Origin of the sequence: Enterobacter chuandaensis, from assembly GCF_003594915.1 — a bacterium.
Classification (GTDB): Bacteria; Pseudomonadota; Gammaproteobacteria; order Enterobacterales; family Enterobacteriaceae; genus Enterobacter; species Enterobacter chuandaensis.
The window spans coordinates 1-21,093 of the sequence record NZ_QZCS01000025.1; the positions used below are offsets into that span (position 1 = coordinate 1).

Annotated in this window: 19 protein-coding genes and 2 tRNA genes; 6 read left to right on the forward strand and 15 right to left on the reverse strand. The window is 56.8% G+C overall.

All coding sequences use genetic code 11. The features are described 5' to 3' along the window. Positions 1 to 10 precede the first annotated feature (10 nt). The 4 genes from D5066_RS22560 to D5066_RS22575 form a co-directional block, all read right to left on the reverse strand. Positions 11 to 343, reverse strand: coding sequence for a type II toxin-antitoxin system PemK/MazF family toxin (locus D5066_RS22560; RefSeq protein ID WP_119917254.1), 333 nt, complete (start codon positions 341 to 343; stop codon positions 11 to 13). Further along, a complete protein-coding gene (locus D5066_RS22565) occupies positions 344 to 601 on the reverse strand; it encodes an AbrB/MazE/SpoVT family DNA-binding domain-containing protein (RefSeq protein WP_119917255.1) in 258 nt (85 codons plus the stop codon). It lies immediately after the preceding gene. A 199-nt stretch (positions 602 to 800) separates the two neighbouring features. Beyond that, on the reverse strand, positions 801 to 1,760 hold the full coding sequence (locus D5066_RS22570) for a quinone oxidoreductase family protein (protein WP_119917256.1): 960 nt from the start codon (positions 1,758 to 1,760) through the stop codon (positions 801 to 803). Between the two features lie 46 nt (positions 1,761 to 1,806). Further along, the gene (locus D5066_RS22575; RefSeq protein WP_119917257.1) at positions 1,807 to 2,196 is read right to left on the reverse strand and encodes a RidA family protein; all 390 of its coding nucleotides are present in this window, start codon (positions 2,194 to 2,196) and stop codon (positions 1,807 to 1,809) included. A gap of 142 nt (positions 2,197 to 2,338) precedes the next feature. Here D5066_RS22575 and D5066_RS22580 point away from each other — a divergent pair, with 142 nt between their 5' ends. After that, positions 2,339 to 3,259 (forward strand): LysR family transcriptional regulator, encoded by a 921-nt coding sequence (locus D5066_RS22580; RefSeq protein WP_119917258.1) that lies wholly within the window; start codon positions 2,339 to 2,341, stop codon positions 3,257 to 3,259. Between the two features lie 54 nt (positions 3,260 to 3,313). Here D5066_RS22580 and cbl read toward each other — a convergent pair whose 3' ends face one another. Then, positions 3,314 to 4,264: an HTH-type transcriptional regulator Cbl gene (gene cbl / locus D5066_RS22585; protein ID WP_119917259.1), complete on the reverse strand. Its 951-nt coding sequence runs from the start codon at positions 4,262 to 4,264 to the stop codon at positions 3,314 to 3,316. Between the two features lie 96 nt (positions 4,265 to 4,360). Continuing rightward, positions 4,361 to 5,278 carry a nitrogen assimilation transcriptional regulator NAC gene (nac, locus tag D5066_RS22590; RefSeq protein ID WP_010432103.1) on the reverse strand — a complete coding sequence of 306 codons (918 nt, stop codon included), beginning with the start codon at positions 5,276 to 5,278 and terminating at the stop codon, positions 4,361 to 4,363. Positions 5,279 to 5,600: 322 nt separating this feature from the next. On the opposite strand from nac, the gene D5066_RS22595 reads away from it, so the two are divergent. Beyond that, positions 5,601 to 5,676: transfer RNA gene (locus tag D5066_RS22595), tRNA-Asn, on the forward strand. 135 nt (positions 5,677 to 5,811) lie between these two features. On the opposite strand, the gene ldtA is transcribed toward D5066_RS22595, so the two are convergent. After that, positions 5,812 to 6,708 carry a L,D-transpeptidase gene (ldtA, locus tag D5066_RS22600; RefSeq protein ID WP_119917260.1) on the reverse strand — a complete coding sequence of 299 codons (897 nt, stop codon included), beginning with the start codon at positions 6,706 to 6,708 and terminating at the stop codon, positions 5,812 to 5,814. 164 nt (positions 6,709 to 6,872) lie between these two features. Here ldtA and D5066_RS22605 point away from each other — a divergent pair, with 164 nt between their 5' ends. Beyond that, on the forward strand, positions 6,873 to 7,766 hold the full coding sequence (locus tag D5066_RS22605; RefSeq protein ID WP_119917261.1) for a LysR family transcriptional regulator: 894 nt from the start codon (positions 6,873 to 6,875) through the stop codon (positions 7,764 to 7,766). Here the strand turns inward: D5066_RS22605 and D5066_RS22610 are convergent. From D5066_RS22610 to D5066_RS22635, 6 genes are read right to left on the reverse strand one after another with little or no spacing between them, the layout of a single operon-like run. Further along, a complete protein-coding gene (locus D5066_RS22610) occupies positions 7,732 to 8,625 on the reverse strand; it encodes a DUF6282 family protein (protein WP_119917262.1) in 894 nt (297 codons plus the stop codon). The two genes, D5066_RS22605 and D5066_RS22610, sit on opposite strands and share 35 nt — an antisense overlap. Beyond that, positions 8,622 to 9,305, reverse strand: a complete 684-nt coding sequence (locus tag D5066_RS22615) for an RraA family protein (RefSeq protein WP_244288165.1) — start codon at positions 9,303 to 9,305, stop codon at positions 8,622 to 8,624. The genes D5066_RS22610 and D5066_RS22615 overlap by 4 nt, the downstream gene beginning before the upstream one ends. Then, positions 9,298 to 11,460 (reverse strand): isocitrate/isopropylmalate dehydrogenase family protein, encoded by a 2,163-nt coding sequence (locus tag D5066_RS22620; protein ID WP_119917264.1) that lies wholly within the window; start codon positions 11,458 to 11,460, stop codon positions 9,298 to 9,300. Before D5066_RS22620 ends, D5066_RS22615 begins: the two co-directional genes overlap by 8 nt. Next, a complete protein-coding gene (locus D5066_RS22625; protein WP_119917265.1) occupies positions 11,457 to 12,173 on the reverse strand; it encodes an alpha/beta fold hydrolase in 717 nt (238 codons plus the stop codon). Before D5066_RS22625 ends, D5066_RS22620 begins: the two co-directional genes overlap by 4 nt. Further along, positions 12,170 to 13,111, reverse strand: a complete 942-nt coding sequence (locus tag D5066_RS22630; protein ID WP_119917266.1) for a hydroxymethylglutaryl-CoA lyase-like TIM-barrel protein — start codon at positions 13,109 to 13,111, stop codon at positions 12,170 to 12,172. Before D5066_RS22630 ends, D5066_RS22625 begins: the two co-directional genes overlap by 4 nt. Further along, on the reverse strand, positions 13,104 to 14,321 hold the full coding sequence (locus D5066_RS22635) for a multidrug effflux MFS transporter (RefSeq protein WP_080329632.1): 1,218 nt from the start codon (positions 14,319 to 14,321) through the stop codon (positions 13,104 to 13,106). The genes D5066_RS22630 and D5066_RS22635 overlap by 8 nt, the downstream gene beginning before the upstream one ends. 284 nt (positions 14,322 to 14,605) lie before the next feature. Between D5066_RS22635 and shiA the strand changes: the two genes are divergently transcribed. The 3 genes from shiA (at position 14,606) to D5066_RS22650 (ending at position 19,232) form a co-directional block, all read left to right on the forward strand. Further along, positions 14,606 to 15,919, forward strand: a complete 1,314-nt coding sequence (shiA, locus tag D5066_RS22640; protein WP_080329633.1) for a shikimate transporter — start codon at positions 14,606 to 14,608, stop codon at positions 15,917 to 15,919. Positions 15,920 to 15,992: 73 nt separating this feature from the next. Beyond that, entirely contained in the window at positions 15,993 to 17,447 is a 1,455-nt protein-coding gene (locus D5066_RS22645) for an AMP nucleosidase (protein ID WP_080329634.1), read from the forward strand. Between the two features lie 18 nt (positions 17,448 to 17,465). Next, complete coding sequence (locus tag D5066_RS22650) at positions 17,466 to 19,232, forward strand: aminopeptidase P family protein (RefSeq protein ID WP_119917267.1); 1,767 nt, start codon at positions 17,466 to 17,468, stop codon at positions 19,230 to 19,232. Between the two features lie 71 nt (positions 19,233 to 19,303). On the opposite strand, the gene D5066_RS22655 is transcribed toward D5066_RS22650, so the two are convergent. After that, positions 19,304 to 19,379 (reverse strand) — tRNA-Asn (locus D5066_RS22655). 103 nt (positions 19,380 to 19,482) lie between these two features. Further along, the gene (gene emmdR, locus D5066_RS22660) at positions 19,483 to 20,937 is read right to left on the reverse strand and encodes a multidrug efflux MATE transporter EmmdR (protein WP_119917268.1); all 1,455 of its coding nucleotides are present in this window, start codon (positions 20,935 to 20,937) and stop codon (positions 19,483 to 19,485) included. Between the last annotated feature and the right edge of the window lie 156 nt (positions 20,938 to 21,093).

Genomic DNA, 21,093 nt, shown 5'->3' on the forward strand with positions numbered 1-21,093 from the left:
GTCTCTGATGTTAACTCAGAATCGCATCCAGCCTGGCAAGCACCTCATTTACCACAGCGTCAGGTATGCGTTCCAGCCGCATGCCGTTCCGGGCAGCCATATCAATGGTTCTGGGCTGGTCGCAGCGAATAACGCCCGTTGTTTTTGTTCCCACCCCTTCGAGCGAAACGGTGAAACCGGCCGTACGTGCAAAGCTTCCACCGCTGGTGACGGGAACCACTACCGGTAACCGGGTCAGTTTGTTAAACGATGCCTTCGACACGATGAGTACCGGACGTTTCCCACTTTGCTCGTGGCCAGCAATCGGATCCAGTGAAACAAGCCAGATTTCCCCTCTGTCCATTTACAGGATCTCCTTGCCTACCGCAGGCGCATCAATCCATTCTCGATCCTCTTCGCTCACTTCAGCCTGCGGATCGCACTGCGCCAGCAGTTCCTCAAGCGAATAATGAGGTCGTTTCTGGGGTTCGATAATCAGGCAGCCATTATTAATGGTCATACCGACTTCGCTGTCTGTCGACAGCTCCAGCGTTTTCAGCACGGCGGGAGGAACCGCCAACATGATGGATCCGCCGACCTTTTTCAGGCGAGTTTTATACATAGCGCACCTCCGAATATTATATTTTAATATAACATCCATAGAGGGGGGGTGTACAATTAGCCATCAGATTCATGGTGATGTTCTTTTCGTAATTAAGTGGGCAGAAAGCCGTTATCCATCAAAGGGCAGTGCTGGTGGGAACGAAGTGCGAGGCGGCTTCCGTACCGGGAGAATTATGGGGTCAGGCTGAGGTCTCCACTCACGGCTTCATAACGATACGGCCAAGCGGTTTCGCTGTCTCGGCGTATTCATGGGCCGCGGCGGCGTTAGCCAGAGGGAAGATGCGGTCAATGACAACCTGGATGCGCCCTGCTGCTATAGCCTGCAACATCTCGTCCACGCTTGCCCGAACCTCAGGCCTTTCAAATAGGGGGCCCATGAATACCCCCATGAGCGTCTGGTTAGACTGCATTGCCGGCCATAAGTCGGCTGTCAGGCTGCCCCCGCCCGCGTTACCGACGAAGACGAGGCGTCCTTCCGGCGCGAGTGCAGAAAGCGAGGCAGGCAACGTCGTCCCCACCGGATCGATAACGAGGTCAACACCGGTGCCGTGGGTGATCAGTCGGACACTGTCCACGACGTTATTCTCTACACGATCCACGACATGAGCGGTACCCAGCTCAAGCAACCGGCTGCTTCGCTGCGTTCCGCTTGCCACGGCGATGACCGTCGCACCAGCTTGTGAGGCAAGCTGAACGGCCGCGAGCCCCACGCCACCCGCTGCAGCCTGAATCAGAACGGTTTCTCCGTGCCGGAGCATGCCTCGTGTGAAGAGGCAATAATGTGCTGTGCCAAAGGAGATCGGTGCCACCGCCGCTTCTGCTGCATCCACCCCGTCTGGTATAAGCCAGGTTCGTTCCGCAGGCACAGCCCAACGTTCCGCATGCGATCCCTGCATGCTAAAAGCAGTCACTCTGTCTCCCACCCTGCGGCTACGGACTTTTGACCCGACGGCAACAACCGTGCCCGCGGCCGCGTAGCCGACAATCCATGAAGGAAAAGGCGGCGGAGTTGAGCGGCGGTTGATCAGATCTCCCCCTTCAATCGAGATAGCCTCGACAGAAACCAGGACATCGTCAGGCCCTGCGACCGGCTCCGGAACATCGACATACTGCAGGACGCCGGGAGCGCCTTCCACGTCATAAACCGCTGCCTTCATAAATTTTCCTCTGTCTTGTTTTGACCGTCGGAAAGACCCGTAACGCTCAGGGTAACCTGGCAATCACCTTAATCTCAAACTGGAATCCGTAAAGCCACGTCACGCCGATCCCGGTCAACGTAGGGTAAGGCGCTTCCCCCCAATATTCTGGCAGGACACTCCAGATAGCGTCGAGGTTTAACTCGGGATCGACGACAAAAAGGGTAACGTCAACCACGTCATCGAACGTACAGCCCGCAGCCGTGAGAACAGCATTAAGATTATCGAACGCCAGCCGGATCTGCGCTTTTAGATCGGGCTCAGGCGAACCATCTTCCCGGCTACCCACCTGCCCCGAAACAAACAGGAAGCCGTTAGATTTGATGGCGGGTGAATACCGATTGCGCTCATAGAGCGCCTGGCGTCCGAAGGGAAAAACGGCTTCGCGTGTTGTCATGTTTGTACCTTTGCAATGGGGGCGAAATCTGCCCGGTGAACATAAAGACACTTTACAGGTGCCCGATCCGGCGGATAAACAAGCGACTTTGTCCATCATTGTTTGTAATATCCAAACAATCGGTGAAAAGAGAGGACAAGGGATGGATCGTTTTGATGCGATGCGCGCCTTTGCTCGCGTGGTGGAGGCAGGCAGCTTCACAAAGGCTGCCCAAACGCTTCATATGAGCAAAACCACGGTGACGCAGCTTATTCAGCAGCTGGAAGCGCGTCTGCGCGTCAAGCTGCTCCATCGCACCACCAGCAGGCTCGGCGTCACGCCTGATGGCGCGGTCTACTACGAGCGCGTCATCCGTCTGCTGGCGGACATGGAAGATGCTGAAAACAGCCTGTCCAGTGCGGCGATGACGCCCCGGGGACGGCTACGGGTAGATGTGCCCACTCCTCTCGCCCGCCTGGTGCTGGTTCCCGCGCTACCGGCTTTTCACGCGCGCTACCCTGATATCCAGTTCGACATGGGCGTGAGTGACCGGGTAGTGGATCTGATCGGCGACAACGTGGATTGCGTCCTGCGGGGCGGCGAAATCAATGACCAGTCCCTGATCGCGCGCCATGTCGGCGATTTGCAAATCGGGGTTTACGTCGCACCGAGCTATGTGGAACGCCTTGGCGCCCCTGCGCATCCGCGAGAGCTGGAAAATACGGCCCATCGCATCGTGGGATTCTTGTCCTCACGCACCGGTAAGATTGATCCTCTGGTACTGCGCTGTGAGAGTGAACGTATTGAAATTGCGGGCAGCTATGTGCTGGCAGTGGATGATGGCAATGCTTACCTCGAAGCTGGGCTCGCGGGATTAGGCGTGATTGCGCTGCCAGCCTATATGGCGGCAGCACATCAGGCTCGTGGTGACTTGATTCCGCTATTTGAACGCTGGCGTATTGCTCCAATGCCCCTGTACCTGGCATTTCCGCCGAACCGTCATGTCAACGCAAGGCTGCGCGTTTTTATTGACTGGATCGTTGAGTTGATGCAGCAGCATGTCCCCACCACATACAATAAGTGACGACATCCCTGCCCCCTGATTCGGCCAGCGCAGCGCTAACGGGCAAGCCAGCATCTAAATCTGATAATCAATCGCCACTTCTTCCGGCTCCATTACCTGACGTTTGATCTCGTCCACCGACAGCCCTGCATTGCACAACTCGATAAAGCGCCACACATAGTTACGCTGCAGCTGCCCGCGCTTGAGGCCGAGCCAGACGGTATTGGCGTCAAACAGATGCCGCGTATCCAGGCGCACCAGGCTCCCGTCCTCGCGTTCACCGCTGGACTGCTCCGCCACCAGGCCAATGCCCAGCCCAAGCTCGACGTAGGTTTTGATGACATCAGAATCCTGCGCGCTCAGCACCACGTCCGGCGTTAGCCCTTTGCGGTTGAAGGCCTCGTCTATGCGCGAGCGCCCGGTAATGCCCTGGCGATACGTAATCAGCGGCCATTTCGCGATCGCTTCCAGCGTCAGCGGTGAAACCTGATTTAGCGGATGATCGAGTGGGAGCAACAGGCTGTGGTACCAGCGGAACCAGGGGAAAGCCACCAGCAGCGGGTCGTTGCTCAGGCGTTCGCTGGCAATGCCGATGTCCGCCCCACCGCTTTGCAGCAGCACTTCAATCTCCTGGGGCGTGCCCTGGATAAGCTCCAGACGGACGTCGGGGAAAATTTCGCGGAAGGCTTTGATCACCGGCGGCAGGCTGTAGCGCGCCTGGGTGTGGGTGGTCGCGATGGTGAGCACGCCGGAGGCATCGTTGGTAAAGAGATCGGCCAGACGACGCACGTTGCTGGCCTCGTTGAGGATCCGCTCAGCGATGGTGAGCAACGCTTTACCGGGCTCCGTCATGCCAAGCAGGCGCTTGCCGCGACGGATAAAAATTTCGATGCCCAGCTCCTCTTCCAGCTCACGGATATGGCGGCTGACGCCGGACTGAGAGGTATAAAGCATATTGGCGACCTCGGTCAGGTTGTAGTCCCGCCTGGCCGCCTCACGGATAATTTTAAGTTGCTGGAAATTCACGATTCACTCCGGCGCATCTGACATAACGCTATTGTTAGAGTCAGCTGTGCTGCAGAACAAATAATAAAAACCAGCATCTTATGCTTTTATGGAATATCAGCTCACGAGCTGCAGTTCACGGTTCTCAAGCGATGGCTTGCTGACCAGCGACATTAAAATCTCTTTAACCGCCTGCGCCTGCGGCGACAGCGAGCCGCGTGCGGACATGTTCAGCGACAGCGGCAGGCTCATGGACGGTGTGGTGATGCGCGCCATCCAGCCGTTCGCCGCGCTGCACAGCGAGCGGGCTGCGGATTCCGGCAGTACGGTGACGCCCATTCCGCTGGCAATGGCTGCGGTCAGGGTGGAGATCGAGTCAATTTCACCGATGATTTTGGCCGTGAGGCGTCGCAGTGAGAACGCTTCATCCACACGCACGCGCACGGCGCTGTAGTCGCGCGGCAGGAAGAGGTTCATCTCTGCCACGGCGGTGAGGTCTACGCTCTGCCCCGGACAATCGCGGGTGCCAACGAGGTAGAGATCTTCTTTCAGCAGCGGCTGGCTGGTGATCCCGGCGACCGGGGAGCGATCGTACAGGACCGCCATGTCCAGCTGGCCGTTAAGCAGTTTGTCGTTCAGTACTGAACCGCTGTTTTCATGCAGATAAACCAGCACTTCCGGCAGCTCAGCGCGCACGGCCTGCAGCAGCGGCATGGTGATAGAGGACGCCGCCGTTCCCGGCGCCAGGCCGATGGACACATGCCCGCTCAGGGTCTGTCCTACGTTGTTCACCGCCAGCTGCGCCTGCTCGCACTGGCGCAGGATAGTACGGGCATGGGTATACAGGATTTTACCCGCTTCCGTTGGCGTCACGCCGCGTTTGGTGCGGATCAGTAATTGCTGATCCATCTCGCCTTCCAGAGTAGCCACCTGCTGGCTCAGCGCAGGCTGCGCGATATGCAGCACTTCTGCTGCTTGAGTCAGGCTGCCGATATCGACGATTTTTACGAAGTATTTCAGTCGTCTTAAGTTCATTTTGCCCCCTGTTCGAAATGCTTTGCCGGAACCGGCTGTCGTTGTTGAACAGGCTTTTGCAATATGGATGCCACTTTTACCGGGTGGTCTGAATTGTTCGCTAAACGCCTGAAAATAAGGAAACCTAATCACAGGGTGTGGTTTTATTACTGAAACAGCAGATTACGATCTGCCCCATTAGAGGTATATCCGCACCATGACGGTGCATTTTCGCTGTCAAAAACATCACTTTGCCGATTTTGTCAGCAAACGATCAAAAGGCGGTGATCCACCCTTTGACAAGGCGAACGCAGGTCGATAATATGCGCCCCGTTCACACGATTCCTCTGTAGTTCAGTCGGTAGAACGGCGGACTGTTAATCCGTATGTCACTGGTTCGAGTCCAGTCAGAGGAGCCAAATTTGAAAAGCCTGCTTTTAAAGCAGGCTTTTTGCTTTTCTGCATCGGGTAAAATTGTCGGGTGGCGGCTTCGCCTTACCCGACCTACGGGATTGTAGGCCCGGTAAGCGCAGCGCCACCGGGCGAAAAGGGCTTCACATGCCTATCTTAACCGGCATTCCCGACCGACGTTCCAGTTCCGCACCCGCGCCCTCGTTTATCAACTGCGTTCGCTGTACGGCCGGTATCGGCAGAGGCACTTTTCGGGTCGATTCAAACTCCGCGCGGTTACGTGATAATGGCTCATGAACCTCCACCCAGCGGCTGCCGTCCGGCTCGGTAGTGACTTTAACGGGCCGATCGATAAGCTGCACGCGGGTTCCCACGGGAACGTTATCGAAAAGATATTTAATGTCGTTGTTACGCAGACGGATACAGCCCTGGCTCACCCGCAGCCCGATGCCGAAATTGGAGTTTGTGCCGTGAATGGCATACAGCCTGCCGATATAAATCGCATACAGCCCCATCGGGTTATCCGGCCCGGCGGGCACGAATGCCGGAAGCGTTTTCCCCTCTGCCGCATAGGCGCGGCGCGTATTCGGCGTCGGAGACCAGGTTGGCCCCTCCTGCTTGCGCTCAACGGCCGTCACCCAGTTACGCGGGGTTTCGCGACCGGCCTGACCGATGCCGATGGGCAACACTTCCACGGTATTGCTGCCCGGCGGATAATAGTAGAGGCGCATTTCCGCCACGTTAACAACGATCCCCTCGCGAACGGTGTCGGGCAAAATCAGCTGCCGGGGAATGGTTAAGGTCGTTCCGGCTTTTGGCAGAAAAGGATCCACGCCCGGGTTCGCTTCCAGCAGGTTGCTCAGCCCCTGCCCGTGCTGAGCGGCATAATACTCCAGTGGCCGGGTATTTCCCTCGGGAACCACAACCGTAACAGGAGCACCGACAAGACGACTGCCTTCAGGCGGAAGTGGATACGTAACGGCCAGTGCACCGGGCGTTACGGCAGCAAGCATTAGCGCGAGCGAGAATAAGCGAATCATAGTTTCCCTGCGATAAACCGGATGGTCACAGGCTAACTATAACTGCCCGCTGCGAAATTTGTCAGAATAGTCACGTGGCGATAACGCTTTGTCAGAAAAACCAGCACAACATGCTGATGAAATAATGCGAGAATAGCGATACCAGACCGGGTCAGGAGGACACAATGCTGGAAAATATGAAAGCCTTCAGAATGGTCGTAGAGTGTCAGGGGTTCCGCGCCGCCGCGATGGCCATGAAACTCTCTCCGGCCATGATAAGCCGCAGAATTGAAAAGCTGGAAAGCGAGGTAAACGCGCAGCTTATTAAACGCAATTCGCGTCGCATTTCTCTGACGACGGCCGGTGAGCAATTTTATCAACGCTGCCTGCTCATTATTGATGAATATGAGTCCTGTCTCAGGGATGTCAAAAGCCTCAGTAACGAAATTGGCGGTAATCTCAAGGTGGGGATCCCCCATTCAATCAGCAACCAGCACGTTATTCCGCACCTCGGCGCCTTCCTGGCGCGTTATCCAAATTTGAAGCTGGATATCGTGACCGGAAATCACTGTATGGAGCTGTTCAGCCACGGCTTCGATCTGGCGCTTCAGTGCGGGCCGCTCCCCGACAGCAACCTTTATTACACCCTGATTGGCTACTGGCGAAAATATACCTGTCTTTCGCGAAGCTACGCGCAGCAGCACGGCATTCCGCAACATCCTGATGAGCTGCGCCAGCATACCTGCCTTCTGCATTTCGATAACCATCGACGCAGCTGGAAGTTTATCATCGACGATGAACTGGTTGAGATCCGCCCTCATTACGTTTCCAGAGTGAGTAACAGCCTCGACCTGTGCAATATGGTGCATCATGGGCTGGGGATCTGTTACCTGCCGGAATTCACCGTGCGAGCGGGAATGGAATCAGGAGATATCATCACCGCCCTTGATGCCTTTATGCCTGCCCCTCTTCCCATGTATGTGGTGCATATCAATCCTCACCCCTCACCGAAGGAACAGGCATTTATTGATTTCCTCCGCACGCTTAACCTGGCAACGGCCCCGGCGCCAGCATCCTGAGCGGGTTCAGCCGCGTGATCTCATCAATGCGTGCCTCCCCCAGCCCGGCCTCTCTGAACCAGCGGTGGCTGTCCTCCAGCCACTCATCAATGTCGGGCTGGCCCGGCTGGCCCAGATCCGAGCTGTAAACCAGGTTATGCACTCCCGTCAGTACCTCATAGAGATCGTCGAGGGGCTGATAGCCTAAGTAGACCGTCAGGGCGCACTGCTCAACAAAGAGCCACTCGTGTTCGCCGAGCGCGCGCAGTTCCCGGGCGGTAAATCCCGTCATCGGATTCGCAGGCTGGTTCAGCATCAGCCTGCAGCCGCCCACGCGCTCAACGGCCTCAATCAGACGCAGCGTTTGGTCTTTCGTCGCATGTCCTGAAGAGAGCACAACGTCATGATGCCGGGCAAAATGGATGAGCGTTTTTACACCAGAACGTAATTCACCCTCATCGTCCGCAATCGAGAGCGGCTGCCCGGCGAAATGCCGGGCGTACTCGTTACTGAACGTCCGGGATAACCCGCTTTTATGCGTCGTTGGAACCACGGTTGGCAAATGCACGAGCAGCCTGGGCGCGCCGTCAAACTGATACTGACTCAGCGCCTGGCGGACAACGTTAAGGTTTATTCCCCCGGCTGCCGCATTCAGCACGACCGAGCCAAAGACGGGCAGCCCCCTCTCCTGCATTGCCGATGCCAGCGCGCTGACGCTCCCCAGGTGGTTCTTAAGCACCACGCCCCCCTGAAGCTGTGCGTAACGCTCTCCGGCCTCCATGGCAGAATAACGCCGCTGATAGCTGTCCGGGCGCGCGTGATAGTGCACGTCCAGAAAGCGCAAGCGGGACGCCCAGTAGTCAAAAAACGGGCGTGTCATGCTTTTGCTTCCCAGGGAACGTGGTAGCCAAGCGTTTTTCGGGCGACGTCGAGCGAGGTGCCTTCACGCACTGCGTTGATGATTTCACGCTCCGTCTTCTCAACGTTTTCTGCCCGACGGATCACCTCCTCCAGATGTTCAGCGGGGATCGCCAGAACGCCATTCTCATCGCCGAAAATCCAGTCGCCGGGGCAGACCGTCACCCCTTCAATCTGCAGCGCACACTGCACCGCAGTGATCCGCGCCCGGTTCTTGCCGGAAACCATATAGATATTGCTGGCGTACAGTGGGTAATTCATCTGACGAATGTCTGCAATGTCCCTGGCTGAGCCGTAGATGACGGACCCTGCGATGCCTTTAAGCACGGCTTTGGTGGTCAGAATATTGCCCCAGCTGGTGCAGTCCGTACGGCCGCCATTGTCCACAACGATGACCGCGCCAGCCGGAACCTGATCGATATAGTTCCCGGCATTCATAAACTGATTTTTCTCCGCCACGCAGGCTTCATATTTGACGGTCCAGGCAGGCCCTGCCAGCTTTCTGCCCCCGGCCTGCAGCTTTATGCCCGCAAGGCCTCCCGCAATGTATAAACTGTCCAGCGCATCCGAAATGGCTGCCGTGTCCAGCGCCAGCAGGCGCGACTGAAGCGTCGGGTGAATCGTCATTGTCGAATTATCCATGTTGTGTTGTCAGGGTTTTTAAGGCGCACCAGGCGGCATATTCCGGCAGGGTTTGCGCGAGCAGTATTCTGTTCATCGGAAACGTCATCTGATGCGCCTGACCATTCTGATGACGGACCGAAAGGGTCATTTTCCCCAGATGGGCTTCGCTGTTCAGAAGCTCGGAAAGCGAAGGGCTGACCGTCACCTCCATCCTGACCATCGGCTCTCCCTTTCGGGACAGGGCTCCGGCGGGCAAATACGCCGGGAGGTCTGCATCCGGCGTATGCCAGCAGATACTGCACGCCCCCCGCAGTATTTCTCCCGCCGTTTTATTCCGTTTACTCACCAGATAAGGACGCAGCGCCCTGTCCAGACTTTGCCTCACCGAAAGCGGCAGAGGCAGATGCTCAGGCGTCTCAATCTGAACAATGACGTAAGGACTTTTCCATAAGAAATGACTGTCCCAGTCCGTGGAGGTGACCAGCGAGCTGACGATAGAACCGACCTCGCTCTCGCTGATGCCGAGCAGGGTCCAGCTGTGCTTTTGCCTTTCAGGCCCGGCTTCCACGCTGTTTGCCAGCGTCTCTTCCAGCATCGGCAACGCCTGGGAAGGCGGCCCCGGCAGAACCACCAGTTGGCTACCCGCCACGCATGCGCTGAACCCAGGAGCGGTACCGGAAGCGTTATCCAGAATGGATGCGCCTTCCGGGAAACGTGCCTGAAGACGGTTTGAAGGATCGTTTTTCACCCCGAACGTCACGAGACGGCGCTCAATGGTTTTCCACGTCTCTTCGTTGTGTACCAGCGGTTTGTTCAGGACCTGAGCAATCGCCTCACGGGTTTTATCGTCGGAGGTTGGGCCAAGACCGCCGCACACCACAATGAGATCGTCCTGCCCGATACGCCCCGTCACCACCGAGCTTATCTGCGGGATGTTGTCTGCACAGGTCGCCTGAAATCTGACCTGATAATGCGCCTTTTCAAGGCATTGGCTGATAGCCTGCTGGTTCGTGTTAAGGCATTGCCCGGACAGGAGCTCATCACCAATCGCGATCACGCTGGCCGTTTTCGCGATGGCTGGCTGAACCAGGGCGTCGATAATCGCCTTTGCCATCTCCTCCGTTGTCGCCTGGCCGCCTAAATCGTAGGTGGCTACCTTCCCGTCACGAACAACGCGATCGACAGCCTGCTGCAGTTTTTCCGCCTGCGCCTCAAAGCCCAGGTAAGCCAGCATGAGTGCAATCGTGTAGAACATCGCACACGGATTGGCTTTTCCCTGCCCCGCCATCCCCGGCGCGCTGCCGTGGACGGGTTCAAAATAGGCCACCTCGCTGCCAATGTTGGCGCTGGGCGCCAGACCAAGCCCGCCCATCACACCGGCGGCCAGATCCGACAAGATATCGCCAAACATATTTTCTGCGACAATCACGCCAAACTCGTGAGGCTTACGCACCAGCCAGAGGGCGATCGCATCCACGTTATGAATATCCGCCCGAATGTCTGGAAAGCGCGCGGCCACTTCATGAAAAATTGTTGCCGCAAAATGGCCGCTTTCGCGCATGACGTTGGGTTTATCGGCAAACGTGACGCGTGAAAAGTGGTGCTGGCGGGCATAGTCAAAGGCTGTCTGAAACAGGCGCTCCAGGCCATAGCGCGTTTGCAAACGCACTGACCATGCCGCCTCTTGCGGGCCATATTTTTCGAGGTTCGGGTGTTTAAGCCAGCTGGCTACGTTCGCACCGACACCTTTAAAATCCATTCCGGCGTACAACCCCTCGGTGTTTTCCCGGATCACACAGCAGCGGAAAGGACGTCGATCCCCCGTCACGTATTTCACCGGGCGGATGTTGGCATAGAGCCCAAGCCGCTGACGGAGCTGAATCACCGGTGAAACATACTCAATGCCTTTCTGCCGGAGCGCTACGGGCAGCGCCTCCTGAGCCTGAACTTTCCCCTTGCTGGTGATGGCCCCCAGCAGCACCGCGTCCGCCTCCGCAATTTGTTCCCATGTGCGGGCCGGAACAGGATTGCCCTCGCGTTCCCAGCAGGACCAGCCTATTTCCCCAAAGGTCAGGTTGATGGGAAGATCCAGCGCATCGATAACGGGCAACGCGGCATCGCAGACTTCCTGACCAATACCGTCTCCCGGTAAAACCAGAACATTTTTTTTCATAAGGTATCGATCCATTCGTTGAGCAGCGCATTCACCGCAGCAGGATTGTCATTCCACGGGCGCATCCCCGCGCCGGGAATGCGTTTGTAATAGTGCTGGGTTCGTGGGCTGTGGGCCTGGTTTTCCCATGAGGCCAGCTGGGATTTTTCACCCACAATCGCCAGGTAGTTGCCGTCATAGGCGGCAATATCCGCGCGGGCGTCCATCTTTAACAGCAGCGAGAAGCCGGTGAGCATTCGCTTAATCGCCGCCATTTTCTCTGCATCTGGCAGGGAAAATTTCTCCTGCGGCGCAGGCTGACCTTCGGGCAGGACATAGTGATGCAGACTATCCATGGCCGAACCGAGTTCGCCTTTTTCCAGCAGTGCAATAAGACGAACCAGCCGCTGCGTTAATTTCTCATCGGCAAAACCGGGGGCACTCACGCTCATAACGCCCGCTACGCCGCGTAAACGGTGCGCCAGCAGCTGCACCAGCGTGCCTGCCATCGCAAACCCCACCAGCAGCCAGGGGCGTTTGACCTGGTCATTTAGCTTCTGGCAAAGTGCGTCAATCGCGCTCTGCGGCTCATCGTTCGTAATCAGGCTCAGCGTATCAACGAGCGTGACGGAAAATCCCTTCTCTTCGAGCAAGGTCACCAGCGGAGCGCAAAACGCTCCGCCGTCCCAGGCAGGCATTACCGGCGCCAGTATCACCGCATCCTGTAATTTCATGCTGCCGTTCCTGTGATCACGTTATTCGTCGCGCTGAAGGTTCTCTGGCTTTCTGTCGTCAGCGTCTCTTCCACCATCTTCCGGTTTTCGACGCTGAGATTTTTCACCCCAAGGATCATATCCACGACGCTGCGGTAAGACGCGTTGTAGAATTCCTTCGAGACCAGCTGATGCACCTGATTAAATATCCACTCCGTGTGATAACGCTCTTTGCCTTCGTTGAAATTACACAGCGACAGCCAGGTTTCCATCGCCAGATTTCCCGCCCCTTTTCCCATCCCGGTCAGGGAACTATCAATAAAGGTCGCGCCGGCCTTTACGGCTTCAATGGAGTTGGCCATGGCGAGCCCCAGGTTATCGTGCGCGTGGAATCCCACCTCAAGCGGCGTGGTGCATTTAAGCAGGTTGACCAGACGCGCCGTCTGCTCAGGCCGCAAGCTGCCGTTAGAATCCGCGATGCAAATAATATCGGCCCCGGCTTTCTCACACTGCAAGGCCACGTCAACAAGCGTCTTCGCGTTAATTTGGCTGGCTCGCGTAAAGTTCATACTCACATGCAGACCGTTTTCTTTCGCCACCTCACACATTTCCAGCGCGGGTTGGGGATTATCGGTTTTGATACAGATCCGCAGCAGCGCAACGCCGCTTTTTCGCAGGCTAATAATATCCTGTCGGGTAATATTATGAGGGTGGGCAATGACCACTAATTTCGCCTCGGGCACGGCATCATGTATCGCCTGAATATAATTATCGGGAGACATTCCGGTTAAACCAATATCCGCGATGGGTTTAAACGAACCGTTTCGGTAACCTATTTCTATCCATTCAACGCCACTGCCCACCAGTGCGCGCACATGCTTAATTGCGTAGTCTACGGGGAAGCTGAAATTGTTTTGATACCCGCCGTCCCTTAATGTGACATCGATATTATTAATCATTGATATTACTCTCTTTACTGGAGACAAATTCCATAAAACCATATTGACCAAAAACATAAACCAGGAAACCCACCGCGCAGACGCAGGCAATAATCAGCGCGGTCATGACGGGCGCATGGGCTGAGAGTTTTCCAATCAGGAAGGTTGCGAGCCCTGCGCTGCCAAGCTGCAATGCCCCCATCACCCCCGAGGCGGTACCTGACGCCTGCGGATGCGCCGCGATGGCAGACGCCGTACCCAACGGCAGCAGGAAGCCATTGCCAAAGGTCAGAATGCCGATGGAGATAATGCTGGTGAACAATGGCACGGGGCTTAAGTACATCTGAAGCGCAAAGACGATGCCGCCGATGACAAAAATGCGATACCCAAGGCGAATGGTCTCTTCAATACCCGCCTGGCGAGATCTTTTTTTAGCGATAAGATTCCCCGCCACGTAGCTTACGGAAAGCAAAATATAGGTGTAACCGATATAAAGCGGTGAAAGCCCGAGCTTGCCCAGCAAAAAGGGCGACTCGACGATATAGGAAAAATAGGCCGCGTAAGCGAAACAGGGAATGGCGGCATAAAACAAAAACTGCCGGTTTCTTAACACTACAAGGGTATTAACCATGGCCGCCATCACGCTCAGCTTTTGCCTTTTTTCAGGCGGTAACGTTTCGCGCAACGCGGTGAGACACAGTCCCAGCGTCATGACAATAAACAAGGTCAAAAAGATAAAACAGGATTTCCAGCCGAAATGTTGGGTTAACACGCCGCCGATCATGGGTGCAATAGCCGGTGACATCCCGACAAAGGGAAATATGACAAGATAAAGCTGGGCCGAAGACTTCTTATCCAACATGTCATTAATAATCGCCCGGCTAACGGTGATACCGGCGCAGGAGCCGATGCCCTGTAATAAGCGTAAAACAAGCAACTCATTAATATGGGTAGAGTAAATAACCCCGACCGTCGAAACCAGCCAGATTAATAGCCCCGCAACAAGCGTTTTCTTTCTCCCCAGACTGTCGCTTAACGGCCCATACACCAGCTGTGAAAACGCAACGCCAAATAAAAACAGGGCGATAGCATCCTGAATTTGCGCCTCGGTGACCTTATAAAATAATTGCATTTCACTCAGCGCAGGTAAAAAGATATCGGTAGAAATTAATCCGCCCACGGACAGGCATGCAATTAATACCACCAGGGGCATAGATAGCGTTTTATTCATATTCGTATAAACCAGAAATTGGAGTAATACGAATTTATCGAAAGCGCTTCACAATGAGAACAATAATAAACTAAACGGTCTGTTGCACATTAGTAAACGAACGTTTTACGGTTTTGCCGGATGCGTGAGGGCAGCCTGCCCCGCCCGGCACCATCAGGAAATAAAATCAGTTTGCACAGCCCCCCTGTCGCGGTAGTCTCATAGATTCCGTTTATATGACGGCAGCTATGTGAGTGACTTTTTCTTATACCAATAATTAAAAAATACGTGTAGACAGGACAACTATGGACTCCACTCTCACCTCCACACATCCCAACGAGGAGACACCTTCGCTCAACCGTGCCCGCCGCGCCGCCCTCGGCAGCTTCGCGGGTGCCGTCGTCGACTGGTACGATTTTCTGCTTTACGGCATCACCGCCGCGCTGGTGTTTAACCGTGAATTCTTCCCTCAGGTCAGCCCCGCGATGGGCACGCTCGCCGCGTTTGCCACCTTCGGCGTCGGCTTTCTTTTTCGCCCGCTGGGCGGGGTGATCTTTGGCCACTTCGGTGACCGGCTTGGCCGCAAGCGCATGCTGATGCTCACCGTCTGGATGATGGGGATCGCCACCGCGCTGATTGGCATACTCCCTTCGTTTTCCGCCATTGGCTGGTGGGCGCCGGTATTGCTGGTGACGCTGCGCGCCATCCAGGGCTTCGCCGTAGGCGGCGAATGGGGCGGCGCGGCGCTGTTATCCGTCGAGAGCGCGCCTAAAAACAGGAAAGCGTTTTACAGCAGCGGCGTGCAGGTCGGGTACGGTGTGGGCCTGCTCCTTTCCACCGGGCTGGTATCGTTAATCAGCCAGCTCACCACCGACGAGCAGTTCCTGAGCTGGGGCTGGCGCATTCCGTTCATCTTCAGCATTGTGCTGGTCATTGCCGCGCTGTGGATCCGCAACGGGATGGAGGAGTCGGCAGAGTTCGAAAAGCAGCAGGAAAAACCAGCCGTCAAAAAACGTCTTCCGGTGATGGAAGCCCTCGTCCGGCATCCTGGCGCTTTTCTGAAAATTATCGCCCTGCGCCTGTGCGAACTGCTGACGATGTATATCGTTACCGCGTTTGCCCTGAACTACTCGACGCAGAACCTCGGTCTGCCGCGTGAACTGTTCCTGAATATCGGTCTGGTGGTCGGCGGGATCAGCTGCCTGACTATCCCCTGCTTCGCCTGGCTGGCAGACCGGTTTGGTCGTCGCCGGGTCTATATCACCGGGGCGCTGATTGGCACCCTCAGCGCCTGGCCGTTCTTTATGGCGCTGGAGGCACAGTCGGTCTTCTGGATTGTCTTCTTCGCCATCATGCTCGCTAACATCGCCCACGATATGGTGGTCTGCGTGCAGCAGCCGATGTTTACCGAACTGTTCGGGGCCAGCTATCGCTACAGCGGCGCAGGCGTGGGCTACCAGGTGGCAAGCGTGGTCGGCGGCGGGTTTACGCCGTTTATCGCCGCCGCGCTGGTCACCTTCTCCGGCGGAAACTGGCACAGCGTGGCGATCTATCTGCTGGCGGGTTGCCTGCTGTCGGCGGCAACAGCGCTACTGATGAAAGAGTCGAGCCACGCCTGATCTCCCTTTTGTTTCACAGGCGTGTGACATACTATCGGGTAGAGTCGCACACCTGTGGAACAAGGAGACAGAGATGAATAATAAGGGCTCCAGCCTGACCCCGGCTCAGGCGCTGGAAAAACTCGACGCGCTGTATGAACAGTCCGTCAATGCGCTGCGCAGCGCCATTAGCGAATACATCGAAACAGGGAAACTCCCCGATCAAAAGGCCAGAAACGCGGGCCTTTTTGTTTATCCATCGCTCTCTGTAACCTGGGACGGCAGCGCAAGCACGACGCCGAAGACCCGCGCCTACGCCCGCTTTACCCACTCCGGCTGCTACAGTACCACCGTCACCCGCCCTGCACTGTTCCGCCCCTATCTTGAAGAACAGCTCACGCTGTTGTACCAGGATTACGGCGCGCACATTGCCGTGGAGCCTTCGCAGCATGAGATCCCATATCCGTACGTGATTGACGGTTCAGCGTTAACCCTGGATCGCTCCATGAGCGCGGGGCTGACCCGCCACTTCCCGACGACCGAGCTTTCGCAGATTGGCGATGAGACGGCTGACGGGATTTATCATCCGGCAGAATTTTCGCCACTTTCGCACTTTGACGCTCGCCGCGTGGACTTCTCGCTGGCGCGCCTGCGCCACTACACCGGCACACCCGCCGAGCATTTCCAGCCGTTTGTGCTGTTTACCAACTACACCCGCTACGTGGATGAGTTTGTCCGCTGGGGCTGTAGCCAGATCCTCGATCCGGACAGTCCGTACATCGCCCTCTCCTGCGCAGGCGGGATCTGGATCACCGCAGAGACCGAAGCGCCCGAGCAGGCCATCTCCGACCTGGCGTGGAAAAAACACCAGATGCCCGCCTGGCACCTGATCACCGCCGACGGTCAGGGGATCACCCTGATCAACATCGGCGTGGGCCCGTCAAATGCCAAGACCATCTGCGACCATCTGGCGGTGCTGCGCCCGGACGTGTGGCTGATGATTGGCCACTGCGGCGGCCTGCGCGAAAGCCAGCTGATTGGCGACTACGTGCTGGCCCATGCCTATCTGCGCGACGACCACGTGCTGGATGCGGTACTGCCGCCGGACATCCCGATCCCGAGCATCGCCGAAGTACAGCGCGCGCTCTACGACGCCACCAAGGAGGTGAGCGGCATGCCGGGTGAAGAGGTCAAACAGCGCCTGCGTACCGGTACGGTGGTGACGACGGATGACCGCAACTGGGAGCTGCGTTACTCCGCCTCCGCGCTGCGCTTCAACCTGAGCCGCGCGGTGGCGATTGATATGGAGAGCGCCACCATCGCCGCGCAGGGATATCGCTTCCGCGTTCCTTACGGCACGCTGCTGTGCGTGTCCGATAAGCCGCTGCACGGCGAAATTAAGCTGCCGGGCCAGGCCAACCGCTTCTATGAAGGGGCTATTTCTGAGCATCTTCAGATTGGCATTCGCGCCATTGATTTGCTGCGGGCGGAAGGCGACCGACTGCATTCACGCAAGCTGCGCACCTTCAACGAGCCGCCGTTCCGCTAATAACAATAAGGAAAAACCATGCACACAACATCACCGTTATCCGCCCTGCGTCAGTGGATGGAAGCCCATCATCTCGACGGGACGATCGTCCCTCGCGCGGATGCCTGGCAGAGCGAATACTGCGCGCCGTACGACGAAAAGCTGGCCTGGCTGACGGGCTTTGACGGCTCTGCTGGCGTCGCGCTGGTACTGAAGGACAAAGCGCTGCTGTTCGTCGACGGGCGCTATCAGGTGCAGGCCCGCGTTCAGGTCAATATGGACGAGATTGAAATTCATCATTTGCACAATGAGCCGCTTGCAGACTGGCTCACGGCAAACGTTGAGGCGGGCACGCGCATCGGTTTTGACCCATTGCTGATGACGAATTCCGAGTTCGAACACCTGTCTGCCACGCCGTGCGAGCTGGTGCCGCTGAATGCCTCACCGTTTGATACATTATGGACTGACCGCCCTGCCGCGCCGGCGGGGCGTATCCGTGAAATGCCGGTAGAGATAAGCGGTGAAACCAGTGAGGACAAACGTCAGCGCGTTGCCGCCGTGCTGGCCGCGAACGATGCTGACTACCTGGCCGTTACGCTGCCGGATAACATTGCGTGGCTGCTCAACGTGCGCGGCTCAGATATTCCCACCAGTCCGGTGCCGCTCTCCTTTGCCCTGCTTGGCCGTGACGGTCGCGTTGAGTGGTTTGTTAACGACAATAAGCTCGCAGAACTCCCTGACGCTGTTCTGAACGCCTTCTCGATTGCGCCGCAGGACACCTTTATCGAACGCTGTCAGCAGCTTGCTGAAGGTAAGCGGGTGATGGTTGATGCCGATTCCGCGCCTGTCGCCCTGCGCTTCGCCATTGAACCGCGCGGAGAAATTGTCTGGCGAACCGATCCCATCACCCTGATGAAGGCCACCAAAAACCCGGTCGAGCTGGAAGGGTATCGCGAGTGCCATCACCAGGATGGCGCCGCGTGGGTCAACTTCCTGGCCTGGCTGAGCCGCGAAGTGCCGCTGCGTGCGGCGGCTGGACAACCGCTAACAGAGCTGGACGTGCAGGCACAGCAGCTGGCATTTCGCAAACAGCAGCCCGGTTTTATCGAGCAGAGTTTCGCGACCATTTCCGCCTCGTCGAGCAATGCGGCGATGTGCCACTATCATTCAAGCGAGACCAGCAATAAGCCCATCGGTCATGACCATTTTTACCTGAACGATTCGGGCGGTCAGTACGCTAACGGCACCACCGACGCGACGCGCACGCTGGCGTGGGGCAATGTTCCCCCGCAGCAGCGCCTGCACTACACCGCCGTGCTGAGAGGCTTCCTGTCGCTAATTACCCTGCAGTTCCCTTCCGGGACTCAGGGGCACCAGCTGGATGCTTTCGCGCGTCGTCCGCTGTGGGAGATGGGGCTGGATTACGATCACGGTACCGGGCACGGCGTGGGCCACCAGCTTCTGATCCATGAGAACCCGCATCGCATCGCCAAAAAGGTCAACCCGTGGCCGCTGGCGGCAGGAAATATCATGACTATCGAGCCGGGCTATTATCTTGGCGATAGCCACGGTATTCGTATTGAAAACCAGGTGGAAATTGTGGAGAGCCAACCGGGGTTCTGCAGGTTTGCCTCGCTGACGCTGATCCCGATTGATTTGAGCCAGGTGGAATTGCATCTGTTGAGCGAGCAGGAAAAGCAGTGGCTGGATGAGTATCACCAGCAGGTGCGTGAGGCGCTGTCACCGCGGGTGAATAGCGAGGCGCGCGCGTGGCTGGAGGCGGCGACGGCACCGATTGGCGTGTAATTTCGTGCGGTCTGGCATTTACCTTGCGCAGAAAAGCAAAAAGCCTGCTTTAAAAGCAGGCTTTTTAAATTTGGCTCCTCTGACTGGACTCGAACCAGTGACATACGGATTAACAGTCCGCCGTTCTACCGACTGAACTACAGAGGAATCGTGTGAACGGGGCGCATATTATCGATGCTCCCCCGGGATGTCAAAGGCAGAATGCATATTTCCGATCGTTTGCCGATTTATTCTCCACTTCGCGCAATTGTCAGGCATTTTGCCGCGGATATTTCCACAGCCAGCGCCCGCTGACCATGCGCCAGTAGAACAGCGCCCCGCGCACGGCCCAGTCAAGGAACATCCCCAGCCAGACGCCAACCACGCCCCAGCCGAGCACCACGCCCAGGGTATAACCTGCCACCACGCGACACCCCCACATGCCGAGCATGGACACCCACATGGCAAAACGGGCATCGCGCGCCCCTTTCAGCCCGGCGGGCAATACCCAGGATGCCGCCCAGATCGGCATAAAGGCGGCGTTGAGCCAGATAAGGATCTTCACCACCTCTTTCACATCCTCTTCGTGGGTATAGAACGCGGCCATCAGCCCGGCAAACGGCGCGGTGCCCCAGGCGATTAGCGTCAGCCCAATCGTCGACAGCCAGAACACGTGGCGCAGCTGCCGCTCCGCCTGACCTATCTGCCCTTTCCCGAGCCGTTTACCGGTGATGATGGTCGAGGCCGACCCCAGGGCGTTACCCGGCAGGTTGATCAGCGAGGCGATGGAGAAGGCAATAAAGTTACCGGCGATGACGTCGGTACCCATTCCGGCAACGAACATCTGCGTAAGCAGCTTGCCGCCGTTAAACAGCACGGATTCAATGCTCGCGGGAATACCAATCCCCATCACTTCCCAGATAATGGCGAAGTTAAAGGGCCGGAAATAGCTCTTAAGCGTAAGACGCAGCGAGGGCGTAATGCCCGTCATCAGCACCCCGATGATGGCCGCCGCACCGATATAGCGTGAAATGGTTAACCCCAGCCCTGCCCCGACGAATCCCAGCCCGTCCCACGAGAATGCGCCGTAGATCAGCACGCTGCTGATGATGATATTCAGGATATTCATCCCGCCGTTAATCAGCAGCGGTATTTTGGTGTTGCCCGCCCCACGCAGCGCGCCGCTGCCAATCAGCGCGATGGCCGCCGCCGGATAGCTTAAGACCGTCATTTCGAGGTAGGTTAGCGCCAGGTCTTTGACCTCGTTCGTGGCTTCCCCGGCGACAAAGTCGATAATCTCTTTACCGAAATAGTGGATCACCGCCGCCAGCACGATCGAAAAGAGGGTCATGATCATCAGCGACTGGCGAGCTGCCTCGCGTGCGCGCTTAGGATCGAGCTTGCCGAGGCTAAAGGCCACCACCACCGTCGTCCCGAGATCGATGGCGGCAAAGAATGACATCACCACCATGTTGAAGCTGTCCGCCAGCCCGACCCCTGCCATAGCCTCTTTCCCCAGCCAGCTCACCAGGAAGGTGCTCAGCACTCCCATCAGCAGAACACAGGTATTCTCCAGGAAGATAGGCACGGCAAGAGGGGTGATTTCACGCCAGAACAGAACACGATAGCTTTTACGTTTTGCGTACCATGGCGTGCGCATGATCGCCTGGCGCAGAGGGGCAGTGACGTTCAAAATGGACCTTAGCGAGAAAAGTTGAAACTCCATTTCAAATGATGGGGGAGAAATGCTAATCCTGCAAAGTATTTTGCCTAAAAAGATGTGTGGAATTACAACAAACTGACGACAGAATCGGCAATCAGGCGATTTTCCCTAAGATCAGGTTTGACAAAACTTTTTTCGCCGCTAAGATAAGCCTCCACA